This is a genomic window from Chitinophaga sp. 30R24, assembly GCF_049056765.1.
Lineage (GTDB): Bacteria > Bacteroidota > Bacteroidia > Chitinophagales > Chitinophagaceae > Chitinophaga.
Genome location: NZ_JBJGXX010000001.1, coordinates 1,331,302 through 1,348,010, shown reverse-complemented (window position 1 = coordinate 1,348,010; position 16,709 = coordinate 1,331,302). Strand labels below are relative to the sequence as shown.

12 protein-coding genes are annotated in these 16,709 nt (G+C 45.6%); 2 read left to right on the top strand and 10 right to left on the bottom strand.

Annotated elements, in window-relative coordinates:
• Positions 1-61: 61 nt before the first annotated feature.
• Positions 62-1,201 carry an N-acetyl-alpha-D-glucosaminyl L-malate synthase BshA gene (bshA, locus tag ACDQ55_RS05690; protein ID WP_420980240.1) on the top strand — a complete coding sequence of 380 codons (1,140 nt, stop codon included), beginning with the start codon at positions 62-64 and terminating at the stop codon, positions 1,199-1,201.
• Here bshA and ACDQ55_RS05685 read toward each other — a convergent pair.
• From ACDQ55_RS05685 to porU, 8 genes are all read right to left on the bottom strand, one after another.
• Positions 1,198-2,571 carry a murein hydrolase activator EnvC family protein gene (locus ACDQ55_RS05685; protein WP_420980239.1) on the bottom strand — a complete coding sequence of 458 codons (1,374 nt, stop codon included), beginning with the start codon at positions 2,569-2,571 and terminating at the stop codon, positions 1,198-1,200. The genes bshA and ACDQ55_RS05685 overlap by 4 nt on opposite strands.
• A gap of 84 nt (positions 2,572-2,655) precedes the next feature.
• A complete protein-coding gene (locus tag ACDQ55_RS05680; RefSeq protein ID WP_420980238.1) occupies positions 2,656-4,104 on the bottom strand; it encodes a murein hydrolase activator EnvC family protein in 1,449 nt (482 codons plus the stop codon).
• Between the two features lie 89 nt (positions 4,105-4,193).
• A complete protein-coding gene (locus tag ACDQ55_RS05675) occupies positions 4,194-5,027 on the bottom strand; it encodes a DUF4292 domain-containing protein (protein WP_420980237.1) in 834 nt (277 codons plus the stop codon).
• Between the two features lie 26 nt (positions 5,028-5,053).
• Entirely contained in the window at positions 5,054-6,784 is a 1,731-nt protein-coding gene (locus ACDQ55_RS05670; protein ID WP_420980236.1) for a tetratricopeptide repeat protein, read from the bottom strand.
• Between the two features lie 3 nt (positions 6,785-6,787).
• On the bottom strand, positions 6,788-7,231 hold the full coding sequence (gene dut, locus ACDQ55_RS05665; RefSeq protein ID WP_420980235.1) for a dUTP diphosphatase: 444 nt from the start codon (positions 7,229-7,231) through the stop codon (positions 6,788-6,790).
• A gap of 82 nt (positions 7,232-7,313) precedes the next feature.
• A complete protein-coding gene (gene ispF / locus ACDQ55_RS05660) occupies positions 7,314-7,802 on the bottom strand; it encodes a 2-C-methyl-D-erythritol 2,4-cyclodiphosphate synthase (RefSeq protein WP_420980234.1) in 489 nt (162 codons plus the stop codon).
• 101 nt (positions 7,803-7,903) lie between these two features.
• Positions 7,904-9,082, bottom strand: a complete 1,179-nt coding sequence (gene porV, locus ACDQ55_RS05655; RefSeq protein ID WP_420980233.1) for a type IX secretion system outer membrane channel protein PorV — start codon at positions 9,080-9,082, stop codon at positions 7,904-7,906.
• Positions 9,083-9,188: 106 nt separating this feature from the next.
• A complete protein-coding gene (gene porU / locus ACDQ55_RS05650) occupies positions 9,189-12,488 on the bottom strand; it encodes a type IX secretion system sortase PorU (RefSeq protein ID WP_420980232.1) in 3,300 nt (1,099 codons plus the stop codon).
• Between the two features lie 253 nt (positions 12,489-12,741).
• Between porU and ACDQ55_RS05645 the strand changes: the two genes are divergently transcribed.
• On the top strand, positions 12,742-14,292 hold the full coding sequence (locus tag ACDQ55_RS05645) for an SUMF1/EgtB/PvdO family nonheme iron enzyme (protein ID WP_420980231.1): 1,551 nt from the start codon (positions 12,742-12,744) through the stop codon (positions 14,290-14,292).
• A gap of 151 nt (positions 14,293-14,443) precedes the next feature.
• Here ACDQ55_RS05645 and bcp read toward each other — a convergent pair whose 3' ends face one another.
• Together bcp and ACDQ55_RS05635 are read right to left on the bottom strand one after the other, a co-directional pair.
• Positions 14,444-14,905, bottom strand: coding sequence for a thioredoxin-dependent thiol peroxidase (gene bcp / locus ACDQ55_RS05640; RefSeq protein WP_420980230.1), 462 nt, complete (start codon positions 14,903-14,905; stop codon positions 14,444-14,446).
• 31 nt (positions 14,906-14,936) lie between these two features.
• A complete protein-coding gene (locus tag ACDQ55_RS05635; RefSeq protein ID WP_420980229.1) occupies positions 14,937-16,625 on the bottom strand; it encodes a M23 family metallopeptidase in 1,689 nt (562 codons plus the stop codon).
• Positions 16,626-16,709: the final 84 nt, after the last annotated feature.

Below are 16,709 nucleotides of genomic sequence, written 5' to 3'. Positions count from 1 at the left end.
GTAACTGTATACTTTATACTTTCAGTTTTTAGTACCTTTGTACCATCCTAAAAAACAACTCATGCGCATAGGAATAGTATGTTACCCTACTTATGGTGGTAGTGGGGTGCTGGCAACTGAACTGGGCAAAGCCCTGGCAGACAAAGGCCATATGATCCACTTTATTACATATCAACAGCCAGTAAGGCTTAATGCGTTTCACGCTAACATATATTATCACGAAGTTCAGGTTCCTACATATCCGCTTTTTGATTTCCCTCCTTATGAATCGGCACTCAGCAGTACCATGGTGGATGTGATCATTAATCAGAAGTTGGACCTGCTCCATGTACACTATGCCATTCCTCACGCCTCTACAGCCTATATGGCCAAACAGATCGTGAAAAAGCATGGCAGGGTTGTTCCCTTTATCACTACCCTCCATGGTACAGACATTACCCTGGTAGGCAAGGATAAAACATACGAACCAGTAGTTACCTTCTCCATCAACGAATCCGACGCTATTACTGCGGTATCGGAAAACCTACGGGAAGAAACTTATAAATCCTTCCCGATAGAAAAGGATATCTCCGTGATCTACAACTTTGTAGATACCCAGCGCTTCGCCCGCCAGGATCTGCCTCATTTCAGAAATGCGATTGCTCCCAACGGAGAAAAGATATTACTGCACGTATCCAATTTCCGTAAGGTAAAAAGAGTGCCGGATGTAGTGAAAATATTTGCACTGGTACGTAAGGAAATACCAGCCAAACTGCTGCTGGTAGGCGATGGCCCCGACAGACCTGCTATAGAATCTTTATGCCGGGAGTTAGGTATCTGTGAGGATGTAAGATTTGTAGGTAAACAGGAACAACTGGAAGATGTAATGTCTATCAGCGATCTGTTTATCCTGCCTTCTGATTATGAAAGCTTTGGTTTGGCTGCACTGGAAGCCATGGCAGCAAGGGTACCGGTTATTTCCTCTAATGCCGGCGGTTTACCGGAGATCAATATACCCGGTAAAACCGGCTATATGAGTAATGTAGGCGATGTAGCAGATATGGCTGCCCATGCAGTACACTTATTAAAAGATGAGGCTTTGCTGGAACAAGTAAGACAGGGGGCATGGGAACAGGCCCAACGCTTCCATATCGATAATATCATTCCTCAGTACGAGAACTTATACGAGGAAGTATTGCAAAAACAGGTACAACTGCTTTAACGTGGGCGAATCCACCTTTCAGGATTCTGTTTCACCATATTACGATAGATCTGTAATTCTATCTCACCATTACTACCGCTTGTTGCAGGTGCGGCTACTCCTAATGTTTGTCCGCGTTTCACTGTAGTACCTTTACTGACACGCACGTCAAGTAATCTCACATAGTTGGTAAAATATTTTCCATGGCGTAGGGTAACCATATACCCTGCGCCTGGAACCATAAATACCATAATCACCTCTCCATCGAAAACGGCTTTTACCGCAGCTCCTTTAGCAGTGGTAATAATAACGCCATTATGGTCCACTTCAACTTTCCCGATCTTACCTGCCCCGAAATGTCCGGTAATACGGCCTGCGTCTACCGGCCAGGGGAGGCGCCCACGGTTGGCTTCAAAATTACGCGACAGGGATAATGCTTCCGGAGTAGCTACCAACACATCTTCGCTGGAAGTTTTTGCTACCGGCTCATTATCATCCTCGTCTTTTTCTGCCGGCGCCGGTTTTACTATTTTCTTATGCAACGACTTCGTTGTTGCCAATGTTGCTTTTTCGCGGGCTTCCGCCTGGGCTTTCCGTTTAGCAGCTGCTGCTTTCTTGCGGGCCAGCGCTTGTGCCGCAGCCCGTTGCTGTGCAGCCGCAATTTCTTTCCGGATCGCTTCCTCAATGGCCTTATCTACCTGGCGGGCTTCTGCCTGGTTTTTATTAATGCGTTGTTGCAGTTCCTGCTCCTGGTCTTTTAGCTGGGCAATCGTTTCATCAGCCTCTTTTTTATCCGCCAACAGATTTACCCGCTGTTGTTGCTCTGTGTGCAAGGCGCCAGCCTTCTCCGCGCGCTGCTCCTGTAACGCTGTTAACTTTTGCCCAAGCAATACTTTCGTGGATAACAGGTTTTCTGCTTCCCGGCGGCGGTTTTCCCGGTATTGACGTAGATACTGGTAACGCCGGATAGCATCATTAAAACTGGTGGCAGAAAAGAAAAAATTTAATAGGCCGTAAGAGTCCTGGCTTTTATATTCATATACAATCAACTGTGCATACCTGGCCCGTAAGGAGTCTACTTCTTTCTCCAGCGTTTGTACATTATCGTTAGTGGAACTGATATCGTTCTCTATGAGGCTGATTTCGTTATTAATACTGAGAATCTGGGCATTGCGGACGCTAATCTTTTGTTGCAGTTCCTGCTGCAACTGAAGGTTCTGCCGGGTAGATTTCTTCGTTTCCGACAAGGCTTTGTTGGCAGCCGCAATTTCCTTTAATAGTTCCTGTTTGCGTTTTTCCAATGCCGCGTGCGATGCCCTATTACCCTGCTGGGCATACAACGGCGCAGACAATAGCCACATCGCCATCAATAGAGGGATCAACTGTCTCAAAAAAAATCCATTAGGTTAGTAAGCAGAAAGGCGCCGGCTAAGCAGCCAACCCCTCCCTGTTATTTTAGTTTTAGTTATGTTACGCTATCTTCTCCGGATCCACTGCTCTGGGTCTTGTTTGGTAGTACCTTTCCAGATTTGCAGCTCTACTTCGCCGGAATTTTCAATATCATTAACGCTGGCAGTACCTATTACCTGACCTGTTTTCACGAAATCTCCTTTTTTCACACGGGTAGTCTGCAAACGTACATAGGTGGTAAAGTACTGTCCGTGACGGATAATAATCACATATCCTGAGCCAGGCATTACTACTACAGACTTTACTTCTCCATCGAAGATGGATTTTACGGCAGCACCTTTATTGGTAGCAATCACAATACCATCTGATGGCACCTGTATGTGTTCCATTACCGCATGCTGGTGAATACCAAAATGCTCTATAATACTACCTGCATCTACCGGCCATGGCAATTTTCCGCGGTTAGCTTCAAAGCTTTCAGACAATGCCAGCGCTTCCGGAGTGGCTTCCAGCACATTTTCTGTACGGGTTGTAGTTTTTTCGGGCTCCGGCTCAGGTGTTGGCGCCACCGGTTTAGGTGGTGCCGACGGTGTTACCGGCGCCGGTGTATTGGCATTATTGGTAATATTGTTAGGGTTGTTATTAGCGGCTTTAGCTTTCTCAGCAGCAGCCAATGCAGCAGCTTTACGGGCTTCCTCTTCCCGCTTGCGTTTTTCTTCTGCCGCTTTTCTGCGTGCATTCTCTTCTTCTATTGCTTTACGGCGGGCCTCCTCTATCTCCCGGCGAATTACTGCCCGGATAGCTGCCTGTACTTTCTGTGCATCTTTATTACGCTGATTTATATCGGCTACCAGCTCTTTTTCCCGGCCTTTCAGCTTATTTAATACCTCATCTTTCTCTTTCTTATCTACCTCCAACGTAGCACGTTGCTCCTGTTCAGTTTTGAGGGCATCAGAACGTTTTACCCGCTGGGATTCCAGGTGCTGGATTTTTTGGCTCAACAACTCCTGGGTAGTGACAATATTTTCAGCCTGACGGCGACGGTAATCGCGGTATTGCTTTAAATACTGGAAACGCTTCACCGCATCATTAAAGCTCTGGGCAGAAAACACAAAATTGAGCATGTCGTACGAAGAGCGGTTCTTATATGCGTATACTACTAGCTGGGCGTATTGCGCTTTCAGGGTATCCAGGTCTTTCTGCAGGGTTTTTACATCCCGGTAAGCAGTGTTGATATCTCCATTAATAAAGTTGATTTCTTCATTAATATTGTTGATCAGGCGAGAACGCAGCGAGATTTTGTCGCGCAGGGCACGAAGCTGCCCCAAGCTTTCCCGGGTCGATTTCTTGGTTTCTTTCAGTTGCTCGTTCGCCTCATCTATTTCCTTTTGCAGTTCCCTTTTCCTATGCTCAAGTTCCTCCCGCGATTGCTGCTGCGGTTGCCCATTATTCTGGGCTACCAACAACGCCGGTATTAACCATAGCATCAATATGAGCGGGATAATCTTCTTCAAATACAACATGACTGGTTTTAGTAACTGCAAATTAAATAAATATACAACGTTTATTATGTTATGAAGACGACAAACAAGAGGATGTCATCTTACATACGTTTATAACTGACGGGCATACTAAATGGAAAACTCAATGGCAGGTCGAAGTCGTAACGGATAAAATCTAAGGCTACCTTGGTCACATTTTTTTCTTCCACATAGATGCGACGGGTAGTAGGGAACTTACGTCCTGCTACTTTTGCATAATCACCATATGTAAACTCACAGGAGCGCTTGCTCACACCGGTACTGTCTTTATCCATCACTTTACTCTGCTGCAGCCCGAAATCATCTGCAAATACATTAAACAAACTGATAAAATTTCCATGATCACAGCTAAAAGAGATGATCGATGGTGTTTTAATTACCTGGTATACGGAATCCGACAAGTACACGGGGTTACCGATCAGCATATCCTGCAAGGTCTGGAAATCGAACGGGATATTCAACAGGTCTGCTGCATCCGACATCTTCCGGAGATATAATTGTTTGTCTAAACGATTATACATTTTCAAACTGTCTGGTGTGATCACTGCACGGATCACTTCATCCACAATAGGCGCCGAAACAGATATCCAGATGATACTATCTTTTTTCATACGGAAAGTAGCGCTCAGGTTATTGTGGCTTTTCTTATCTGTTTCAAATGCCAACTTCATTTTACCGGAAAAGGTATTAAAATCAATGTGATTAGCATGTATACCATTCAGCATATCGCTGGTAAACTTTAGCAGCTCATTATTGGCGCTGTTATCTCTTGCTATCACTATCTTATTGGTATCTGCAGCCGGGAATGTACTCCGGGCAAGTTTCCTGGGATGATGGCATGCACTCATTCCCAAACCGATCGTAACTATTAAAAGTGTAACTATTTTTCTTCTCATTGAGTGATGAACTTATAGCGCTAAGCTTATTGAATATATCTTTTTTCAGCGATTTTACGGGCCAGGCCAACAGAGGAGGCGCCTTTGTCTTTAGCCATCTGCCAATATTCCACTGCTTTTGTTACTTCTTTCAGATTAAAGAGAATGTCCCCATAATGTTCCAATACATTTGGATTCTTCTGTGCATCTGGATATTGCAGGGCCTTTTCGATCCATTCTCTCGCATCTCCATATCTTTCCTGCCGGAACAATATCCAGGCATAAGTATCCATGTAGGTGGGGCTATCAGGCTCTAAGTCCAGCGACAATTTCGACATGGCAGCAGCCTTCTCCAGATTTTCCCCGCGTAAAGACAGGTAATAACTGTAATTATTCAGGATCATGGCATCTTTGGGCCGGAGTAACAACGCATGGTCATAGCTGCTGTCTGACTGCCGGTGTTGGCCTATGGCATGATAAGCATCCCCCAACAGGGAGTAAATATCTCCCAGGAATTTCTTTTCTCCACTGCCTATTTCCAACGCTGTATTAAGTGAATTAATCGCATCGGGATATTGTTGTAACAGGAAGCTGGCCACTCCCTTAAAATAATAGCCCATAAATTCCTTAGGGAACTTTCCGGTCACCTCATTGCTCAGTTTCAGCAAGGCGGTAGGATCATCTTTGCGGGAATAGATCCACATCAACTGATACCATACCGAAAAACGGGTATCATCGAGGCTCAGGGCCTTTTTATAATTTGCTTCTGCACTGTCTATTACATCTGCCTGGGAAAACATATCTCCACGCAAGGCATATGCCTTGGCATCGGCAGGATGAGCTTTGATGATCAGGGAAGTAAGCTTCAGCCCCTCATCTAGTTTGGCTGAGTCGAGGCTCAGCATTTGCAGATAAGGGTATACATAAGCCACTTTTTCATCTATGCTGTAATCTGAGTTAGCAAATGCTTTGCTAAGGTTGTCCCAGTAAGTAACAGTATCGTTATTTTTTTGGGCGTAAGAAGCCAATGCGATCAGGGCTCTTGGGTTACCTGGATCTTTAGCCAGGATGGTATGGTATACAGTGGTGGCATCCGACAGGTGGTCGTTGGCGTCATATATTTCTGCCAATAAGTAATAATAACGGATTTCCTGTGGCTCCTGGGCGATCAATTTTTTTATTTCGGCTGCTGCTTCATCTATCTTGCTCATTTTCAGCAACAGTTTCTGTTTCTGATAGATAAGCTCTTCCACTACGCCTACTTTTTGTTCCAACTGGTTGAAGGTGGCCAATGCGGCTGCCGGCTTGTTGGCTTTAGATTGCATAACGCCTTCGTTATACAAGTAGTCTTCATTATCCGGAAAATTTTGGCTGAGGGTTCCAAATACAATGGCAGCGCTGTCGAATTGTTGATTCATGGCATAAGCATCTGCCAATGTAACCCTAAACCAATGGTTATTAGGGTCTAAGTTTACAGCGCGGCGGGCAAATACCAGGGCATTGCCAGGCCGCTGTGTTTCCATGAACAAACGGGCCAATTCGTAATGAACAGTGGGATTATTTCTGTTGAACCGCAGGTAATCAGCGTACTGGGTAATGGCAGTACGGTAATCACCCATCATTTTAGACCGTTGAGCAGCAAAGAAAAGACTGTCTGCCCGCTGTTGTACCACAGCGGCATTATAGCCGGCATTCCTGCGCGATACAGTTTGCTGGCTCCGGCAGGCTCCCATTAATAAAACTCCTGCCAGTCCTATAACGGTGAAGTATATCCGCATTTATCAGGATTTACCGGTATGTCCAAAACCTCCTGTGCCTCTTACAGTGTCTGTTAATATGGTTACCGGTTCAATAACTGCCTGTACAAAGGGAGCAATGATCATTTGGGCAATGCGGTCGCCAGGCTGTATGGTCTGGGGGTCGTTCGACAAATTGATCATGATTATTTTGATTTCTCCACGATAGTCGGCATCTATAGTACCTGGCGTATTCAACAGGGTAAGTCCTTGCTTAATAGCCAGGCCACTGCGCGGGCGTACCTGCGCTTCGTAGCCGGCAGGCAATTCCATGAATAAACCGGTGGGAACCAACATCCTTTCCAGTGGCTGCAGCGTTACTGCCGTCTCCAAATGAGCGCGGAGGTCCATTCCTGCCGCATCTGCCGTTGCATAAGCCGGTAATTCATTACCCGACTTATTGATAATTTTCACTATAATATCCGCCATTGAACAAAGATATTTTAATTATTCTGGGAATCAGCGTTTTCCCGTAACAGATATCCCCAAAATATCGGATAAATACCTCATACTATTGAGTAATATGTTCGAGCAACACTACTGCTTGTGCAGTAACCCCTTCTTCCCTGCCCACAAAACCCAGCTTTTCAGTAGTGGTGGCTTTAACAGACACATCTTCTACACTGATATGCAGGATTTCTGCTATCGTTTGCTGCATGGCAGCTACGTAAGGCTTTATTTTAGGCGCCTGTAAGCAAAGGGTACTGTCTACATTTACCACCTGATAGCCCCTTTCCCCAATCAATTGTGCACAGCGGGCCAGCAGTATTTTACTGTCAATGTTCTTGTAAGTATCATCTGTATCCGGAAAATGCATGCCAATATCCCCTAAAGAAAGTGCCCCCAGCATGGCATCACAAATAGCATGCAGCAATACATCAGCATCGCTATGCCCCAGCGCACCTTTGTGGTGTGGCACCAGTACTCCTCCCAGCCAGAATTCACGGCCTTCCACCAACTGGTGAAAATCTATCCCCAGTCCAATTCTTATCCTGCTCATAGTTGAAAAAATTTAATCGATTTGCCAATCCGCAAGGTAAGGCATAAAATATAAAAATCCCTCCGTTTTGCGGAGGGATCAGGCTTAATATTTTGTTATGATTACCAACCTGTTCTGCTCTCTTCATCCCTGGCGCCCAGATCAAAGGTCAGGGTAAAGCGGAGCGTATTAGACAGCGGATTACGCTGTATACCAGATCCTGAAGGTACCAGATAAGAAAAATTCAATCCGAATATGTCATATTTAACACCTACACCGGCGGTAAAATATTTACGGTTACCTTTATTTTTATTTTCATTGAAATAACCGGCCCGCACGGCCAGCAGCTGATTATACCAATACTCTATACCCACAGAATACATCAGCTCTTGCACCTCCTCTTTAACACCTCCCGGAGCATCGCCAAAGGAGCTAAATATACCCGACAGGGAGCTTTTTTCTTTATAAATACCTGAGGAATCCGGCGTAGGCACCAGCAATTTATTAATATCCAGTGCGAAAGTGAGTTGGCTGAACTCATCCAGCGAAACCGTGTAAGCTGCTCCCAAACCCAGGTTAGTAGGCAGAAAATCTTTAGTGATCGCAGAATTAGTATAGGAGATCTTAGTACCTATATTAGAAATAGCCATCCCAATATTCAGCTTATTTACCAACCCATCGTCCTTTTCAAAATCTTTAGTATAAAAGCCAGATAGATCTACGGCAAAAGCTTTGCCTGGTTTAATCAACACATCCTGAGCGCTTTGTCCCCCAGCCAAGTTAGAATAAATATATCTCGCCGTGAGACCAATAGAAAAATTGTCGGACAATTTACGGGCATACCCTGCATCCAATGCAAACTCACGCGGCCTAAAATCGCCTAAAGGGTTATTGGTAATATCTGTAAAGTTGATGGTTCCTAAAGAGAAATAACGCAAAGAACCGCCAATAGCTTGATTTTCATCTAGTTTCGTATATCCAGAAAGGGTAGCCAGGAATACATCGTTTACCAGCTCTCTCAGCCAGGGGGTATAAGTTACCGCTACACCGGCACTTTTGTCGGCAAATGGCAGTTTGGATAAGTTATTATAAACGGAAGAAGCATCCGGAGAAAGTGCAACACCTACATCTCCCATAGCCCCACTGCGTGCATCCGGAGTAATTCTCAAAAAAGGAACCGCGGTATTAATGGTGTTGGTCCGACCATCTACTTGCCCCGGATTAGAAACTTGTGCTGAGGTTGTAAAACTTATGAAAGTGCCGTAAATGAACACGAGGCCCATTGTTACCTTTCGGATCATGCAGATTTTGTATTTGATAAGGATGTAAAAATAATCTTATTTATTAATATAACACAGAAAGGGGTTTAATTGGGATAATGGTAAAAATTATTTTCCTTGCATAGGTCTAATATAACACCAGCTTTCCACCCTTTATTTTTGTCGTTTTGGTATTCCTGATGGTTAGTTTGTAAACATACAGGCCTGCCGGCAGTCTTAATCCAGTGTCATCCCGACCATCCCAAGGCATGCCATCATAACGGCCGCCAGTGGAATTTATTGTACTATGCATGGTTTTCACCAATCTCCCTGTTATTGTAAACACCTGCAAGATCAACTGAAGCTCTTCTCCCTGTTGGTTATGCAAGAAGGTAAACCGTGTTATATCATGGAAAGGGTTGGGATAGTTCCTGACCTGTTCCACAGCTATCATACCCTGTTCTACTACTTTGAAATAAATTGTTAGAACGGCAGCATTATTATAAGTGTCCCACGCTTTAATAGTTATCCTATGCTCTCCGGTTGACAATTCACTGAGTGGAAACGCAACATTCCCTGCCTTATAGTTGTCCAAAGATGCTTCAAAATAAGCATTTAATGCAATATATTCTGAACTATCCAAAATTGCTACCAGATTATGGATATTATCATTTCCCGAAATATTTATGCCGCTACTATCAGACAGTTCTATTAATAATATAGGGGACGGCCCGGTAATATCCCCGCTATGGAAGGTCCTCTTATCCAGCCATGCATGAATAACAGGACCAGCCACATCTTCCGGTGGGTGGGCTACTACACCGCCAGTAGTGAAATGATCAAAATAACCATGGCCATCCTTGCTGCCATTTGCCAGATAATAGCTGATCTTTCCAGCGCCGGTTCCTGTTTGTATATCACGGGGCGCAATAAACGTATAGGTAAACCTCCCTCCCGTTACTGTTTGCCTTCCCTGGAACAGTACATTCTGCTGCAGCGTATAGGCAGCAACCTGGCTACCAGCGTCGTTCCCCCGGGTTTGCAGCCGGGAAGGCTGATCATACACAGTAGTATATAGGACCCCGTTATAATCCGGGAGTGCATTTCCCTGCGCATCCGCTATATGTCCTTTAATAGTATAACTGCCTAGTCCTTTTATGGTGTCTTCATCTGTTCCGGTGGCCTTTCCATTAACCGTATCCGTTACCACCTGATATTCCGGAAACGCTAGCCGGAGCGCCGGATCTCCTAGAAGTTGAAATTTACGGTTGTTCACTGCATCTGGAGACACACTGTAAGTCATATTTTTTGCCAGCATGGCTGCGGTGCCTAAAGTGGGCATCCTACCATCGGCCTGTAAAGTAAAAGCCGCTTTCAGATAGTTTGCATTCATTAGCTGATTGGATGCCGCTATTACTGCGCGTGTGGTGGTCATCAGCGCAATAGCCCCTCCCGTATGCTGTAATAATATTTTATGCCCCAGAGAGGTAATTCCCGGATCGTCGTAAGGGGCAAAATCGCAGGTAGCGGTAATCAACAGCGGCAATTGCTGGTCGTTGTGCCAGGCGGTGATACTACCAGCATCCATAATATTTTCGGCGGCCAGGCGTGCATTGCTGCCATGGCCGGAATAGTTAAATAATAATGCCCCCTTATTAATCCGGGCAGCAATAGCAGCATTTACCTCCGGCGATACAGGCCCGGAAGCGCCATTTTCCTGTGGGTAGGCATCCACGTATATTTTATTGGTATGCAGCTGCGGGGCATAAATTGTAATCAGGTCACCCATCTTTTCTGCATCATCAAAATGCAGGTTATTATCTTCGTCATCTGCCACCAGGACTATTTCGTTGCGCCAGGCGCCAAAGGCTGCCGGTTGGCGGTAACGGATAATTTTATCTACTGCCAAAGCGGCTTCAGCCACATTACGTGCTGGAATACGCCCCACACCTATGTCTATCCGGGAGGGCACATCTGTACGGGTAATGTCTCCCCCGTCTCGCAGTATACCAAAGTAATCATCACTCACATAAGAACGGAGCGCATCCAGGGAGGCATCGCTTTGCCAGGAGGGCACGTCGTTGGTATTATTTTTAACACGTTGGCGGTAATCGTAGGAAGCTGCCCCTAATAACAGTAAATAGCGTAGCGAAGGGCCACGGTCGTAATACATCTTTACATAATCACGTATAGCCGTAGGGTCTGGGGAGCCGGCGGCAAATTCGTTGTATACCTGGTTTACAGTGGCTACTTGTATGGTCAAGCCATCCTCCGATCTGTGTAAAGCCGCCAGGCGCTCTGCCTGGGTCTTAAGTGCCTCCGTGGTAACAATCAGCATATCGGCCGAACCAGCGCCGTGCAGGTTCTGGTTGGGCACTGCTCCCATTACGATGGGCAGCATAGCCGCCCTGGGGGAAAAGACCTGATATTCACGTAGCCCGTTACCCGGATCATTGCATAAAAGGGAATCGCCCCGTAATATGGCAGGCACTACAACAGGATGCAGTGGATTGGTCACCTCCCATATTTTCGTTTGGATATCTGCGTTATAAAGTACAAAAGTCAAAGGCTGCCCTTTTGCAGAGCGGGAACTACGGAAATCCAACGTTCCTGTAGCAGGTATAGCGAGCGGGCAACGGGCCTGCACTTCCAGGTAATCCAGCCAGCCCCGGTCATTAATATTATCCGGTACAAACGCCACTCCTATATCCAGTTGGGGAGTAGCAACCATAGCGCTGCCCACGGTAGCCGCAGCCACGGCTATACCATTGAATGCATTATCCGTTACCGGTAGCAGATAAAGATTGCTCACGGCTTTAGTTCCATTAATAGTCGCATTAAAATTACTACCGCCACTGCTGCGGGCGGCCACTTTTATCCCGAGCGATACCGGTCCTGATGGCGCCGCTGGCAAACCAAACCGGTAAGTACGGGATAGGCCTATTACTTTGCTGAACTCCTGCCCCCACCATTGCTTGCCACTATTGAGGAAGTTAATACTATCCCGCTCATAAAAGGTATGAAAATCGAAATTAACCTCCCGCAGGCCAGGTGGTGTTATCCCCCCAGGTTGTACCCGCAGCCCAGTGGCACCCACCGTCAAAAAATACCAGGCAGTATCCGTATAGAGGTTACGCTGATGTGTATACGTTCCTCCCACAGGATCGTATGACCAGGCATGTACGCCAGGCGCATAAAAAAGCAGATAATCGTTATCATCAAGATAGCCATCCCCCCCATCTTCGGCATCCAGGGCCACTTCTGGCAGGTCGTCGTAACGTGGTGCATTTACCGCTTCCCCCAGCGGCCGGCCACCGGTGCCAAATAAGCGGATAGTAGCAGTAGGCACCCGTCCGTTGACGCCTATACGCTGTAATAGCGCTTTATCTATTTTATAGATACCGGAAGCCGCAACAGCCAGTTTATACCATTGGCCAGTGGAGAGCACAGAATTTTTTGCATACGGTTCCGAACCACTTTGGGCAGATATTTTTTGTTTACATAAACATAAAACCAGGCTTAACCCGATAAGAATATAATTGAGTTTCATTATCTTAATCGCCGTTTTCCGGCTGGTTGATCACCGAACCCTGTTCAGCAGGAGCGATTGGCAGCAAATTACAAATTAATTTTTTTCGCCATAAAATAAAAAAGAGTACATTTGCGTTTACTGTAAATATACTAGACTAAAGCTGTATCGCATGCGTAGATTAACCTCTTTATCATTGCTCGTAGGTACCAGCGTAATGCTATCCATGAGTGCCTGTCATAAAGACGGCGGGGGACTTTTCGGTAAGAAGAAGCAATCTTCTTCCGCTACGGGCTGGAACTATAACGACCAAAAAATGGGCGGTTTCAGCGTAGCCAAAAACGTGGCCCAACAAACGGGCCCGGGCCTTGTATTTGTACAGGGTGGTACATTTGCCATGGGTGCAACAGAGCAGGACGTGATGGGCGACTGGAATAACATTCCCCGCCGTATTACCGTTTCCTCCTTTTACATTGATGAATCTGAAGTTGCAAACGTACATTATCGCGAATATCTCTACTGGTTGAACCGCATGTATGGCGAATCGTTCCCGGATGTATACCGGAACGCATTGCCAGATACCCTGGTTTGGCGTAGCGAATTGGCTTATAATGAGCCGTTGGTAGAGTACTACTTCCGTCACCCGGCTTATAATGATTATCCGGTAGTAGGCGTAAGCTGGAAACAGGCTACTGATTATTGTAAATGGCGCTCCAACCGTGTAAACGAAAAGCTGTTGATGGATAAAGGCCTGCTCTCCAAAGCAGATGTAGGCAACCAGTCTGACGACAATACTTTCGATACCAAATCCTATATGGCCGGCTTATACGAAGGCACACCAGGTAAGCTGTCGAAAAGCGCGAAAGACCAGTTTAAAAACGCAGACGGTACTCCCCGTAACGCACAGTTTGAAGATGGTATCATGTTACCGAACTACCGCCTTCCAACAGAAGCAGAATGGGAATATGCTGCACTGGGTTACATCGGCGAAAACCCTGGCCCTTCTAAAAAAGAAGGCAAACACGGGGAAGAGCTGATCATGAACAAACAGGTATATTCCTGGGGCACTAATACCAGTGGTTTGCGCGATATCCGCCGCGGTACCATGCAAGGACAGTTCCTGGCCAACTTCAAACGCGGCTCGGGTGATAACATGGGTGTGGCCGGTGGCTTGAACGACCGTGCTTCTATCCCTGGTCCTATCCGCTCTTTCTATCCTAACACTTTCGGTATCTATAATATGTCTGGTAACGTAGCAGAATGGGTATTGGACGTATACAGACCGTTGAACCCAATCGATGGGGAAGACTTCAACTACTTCCGTGGTAACAAATTCCAGACTGTTTATCAGAACGAAAATAAAGAATACGAAAAAGACAGCCTCGGTCACCTGAAAATGCGTGACGTAACCGACGAAGAAAGCGCCAACCGTTTGAACTATCAGAAAGGTGATGTAATCAACTACCTGGATGGTGACTCCCTCTCTCAAGTAGAATACGGTTATGGTATAACTACCCTGATCAATGATAAATCTCACGTGATCAAGGGTGGTAGCTGGAACGACCGTGCTTACTGGCTCTCTCCGGGCACCCGCCGCTACATGCAGGAAGACATGGCCACCAATACCGTTGGTTTCCGTTGCGCCATGGACCGTGTAGGTAGCCCAGAAGGTAACAAGTTTAAAACAGGTAACCTGTTTAAGAAACAACGTCAGAAAAGATAGTGATCTGTAGAGGTTGATTATTGATTTGACTTAAATAAACTTTATCATAAAAAAGGATAGCGAAGATGAAAGCAGATTGCTTGATCTTCGCTATCCTTTTTTAGTTATATCACTGCGTTCTTTGTGAATCAGTCTCTATTACCCAAAATCACTATAAACCATATTGCAGGATCTCTTCTGTATGATTTTTAGTATCCGGCTTTTTAATGATGTGGGCAATCACGCCGTTTTCATCTATCAAGAAGGTGGTACGGTGAATACCATCATATTTTTTACCCATCATTTGCTTTTCACCATATACGCCATATTGATGTACAATCTGTTTATCTTCATCAGCCAGTAAGGTAAAAGGCAAGTCGTATTTTTCAATAAATTTCTGGTGACTTTGCTCACTGTCTGTACTTACGCCTACTACCACATATCCTTTTTTCAGCAGTTCGTCGTAGTTATCCCTCAGATTACAGGCCTGTGCGGTGCAGCCAGGGGTCATATCTTTGGGATAGAAATACAATACTACCTTTTTCCCTTTAAAGTCTGCAAGGGATATATTTTTTCCATGTTGATCTTTACCCTTGAAAACAGGGGCTTTTTCTCCTTCTTTTAAGTTTTCCATATTTAAGGTTTTAGCTGTTACTAACAGGTGCTTAACGTTTGAAGGTTAGCCGGTACACACCTTCATTACCGGCAACATCAGTTACTTTCATGACCAGGGTATGTGTACCTATCGGGCAATGCTCATCAAAAGTGTAGGTAAGTACATTGCCCCGGCGGGAAAACATCAGCCATTTACCATCCAGCTCGGCACGGTAACTTTTAATACCGCTGGCGTCACTCATGGCGAAAGCAATTTTTGCCGCTTTGGCGAGATTAGCACCCGGCTTCACTCCCAGTGGCGTTACCTTAGGAGCTATGGTATCTACCTCCAGGTGGAAGTTGCCAAAATCACGGAAAATACCTTTATACCAACCATTTTCCAACGTGGTAGCAGAAACGCCGCTGCCGAGCCCTTCCCTTACCATCACCATCTTAGGCTGTAGTGGCTGAGGTACATTCCTCGAAGCACGGAGCCGCACATCGAAATTGTCGTGCACCGGTACTAGTGGCGTATGCAAGTGAAAAATATTAGAATAGAACTTTGCGCTGGTGGCGGGTATTTCCTGATAGTTGAAACAGATCTGGTCGTAGAGCGCCTTTTCATCCAGATAAAATTCTACCTGGTTGTTCTCAAATATATTCCGGGAATCCGGGTACATGGTATTGGCGCAATGCGGTGCGGCTACTTCCTGCCCCGAGTACTGCAAGCCCAGTTTTACGGTAGAAGTGTTGCCATAAGCATCTTTCACCAACAGTTTTACATCATGCACAGCTCCATCAGACAGATCGATCGTGCCATCTCCTTTCAGGTTGTGGTAAATATCCAATTCATTACCTGGCAGAGAAAACACCAGCTGGTAGTAAGGGCCGTCTTCTTTCTTTATTTTATAGTCGATATGCGCATTCAGGTAACGGGTTTCATCATAACCAATGTTATCCAGTTGAAAATCTATATTAGGCTCTCCGTTATCCAACAGGGTAACTTCGTATATGCCATAAATATTTCCGGTATTCATACGGTCAATGGCGCTTACGCCTATGCCGGCCTTTTCTGCATTTACTTTAATTACGGGAGAAGTGGTAACATATTCAGTGCCCACTTTCTTTACAGGTAATGTGAGCGGTTGCTGTTCGTAAATACTTCTTGCCCGGTCATAAATAGCAATGCGATATACATCCGGCGCTTTGGTATCTGCCACATCAAATCCGAATAATAATGGATTCAGTGGCTTTTCTGTTTGTGTGTTCCTGATTTCAAAGTGTAGATGCGGACCGGCAGAGCCACCAGTATTACCGCTCCAGGCCACAAAATCGCCTTTCTTGACCGGAAACATGCCGGCAGGGATTTCCAGATCGCTGGCCCAGCTTTCTGCTTTATATTGTTGTTGCTTTACATATTGCTGCAAAGCAGGGAAAAAGGCATTCAGGTGCGCATATACAGTCGTATATCCATTAGGGTGGGTAATGTACAACACATTCCCAAAGCCGGTATGCGACACCCCAATACGGCTCACATAACCGTCTGCGGCTGCATGTACGGGCAAGTTTTCCCTTTGCTCCGTTTTAATATCCATTCCGGAATGGAAGTGGTTAGGCCGCAGCTCACCAAAATTGCCTGCCAGGATAATCGGTATATTCAACGGGTTTCTGAAATAGCCTTGCGGATAGTCCTTTACCGGAATAGATTGCGCCTGTAACAATTGCGGCAATAAACAAAAAAGACCGATGACTCTCTTCATAATATTGCAAATGTAGGAAAAAGCATAGTTTGTACTGTCTGCGATAAAAATTGGCGGTAACTGTTATCCCAGCCCTATTTTCGT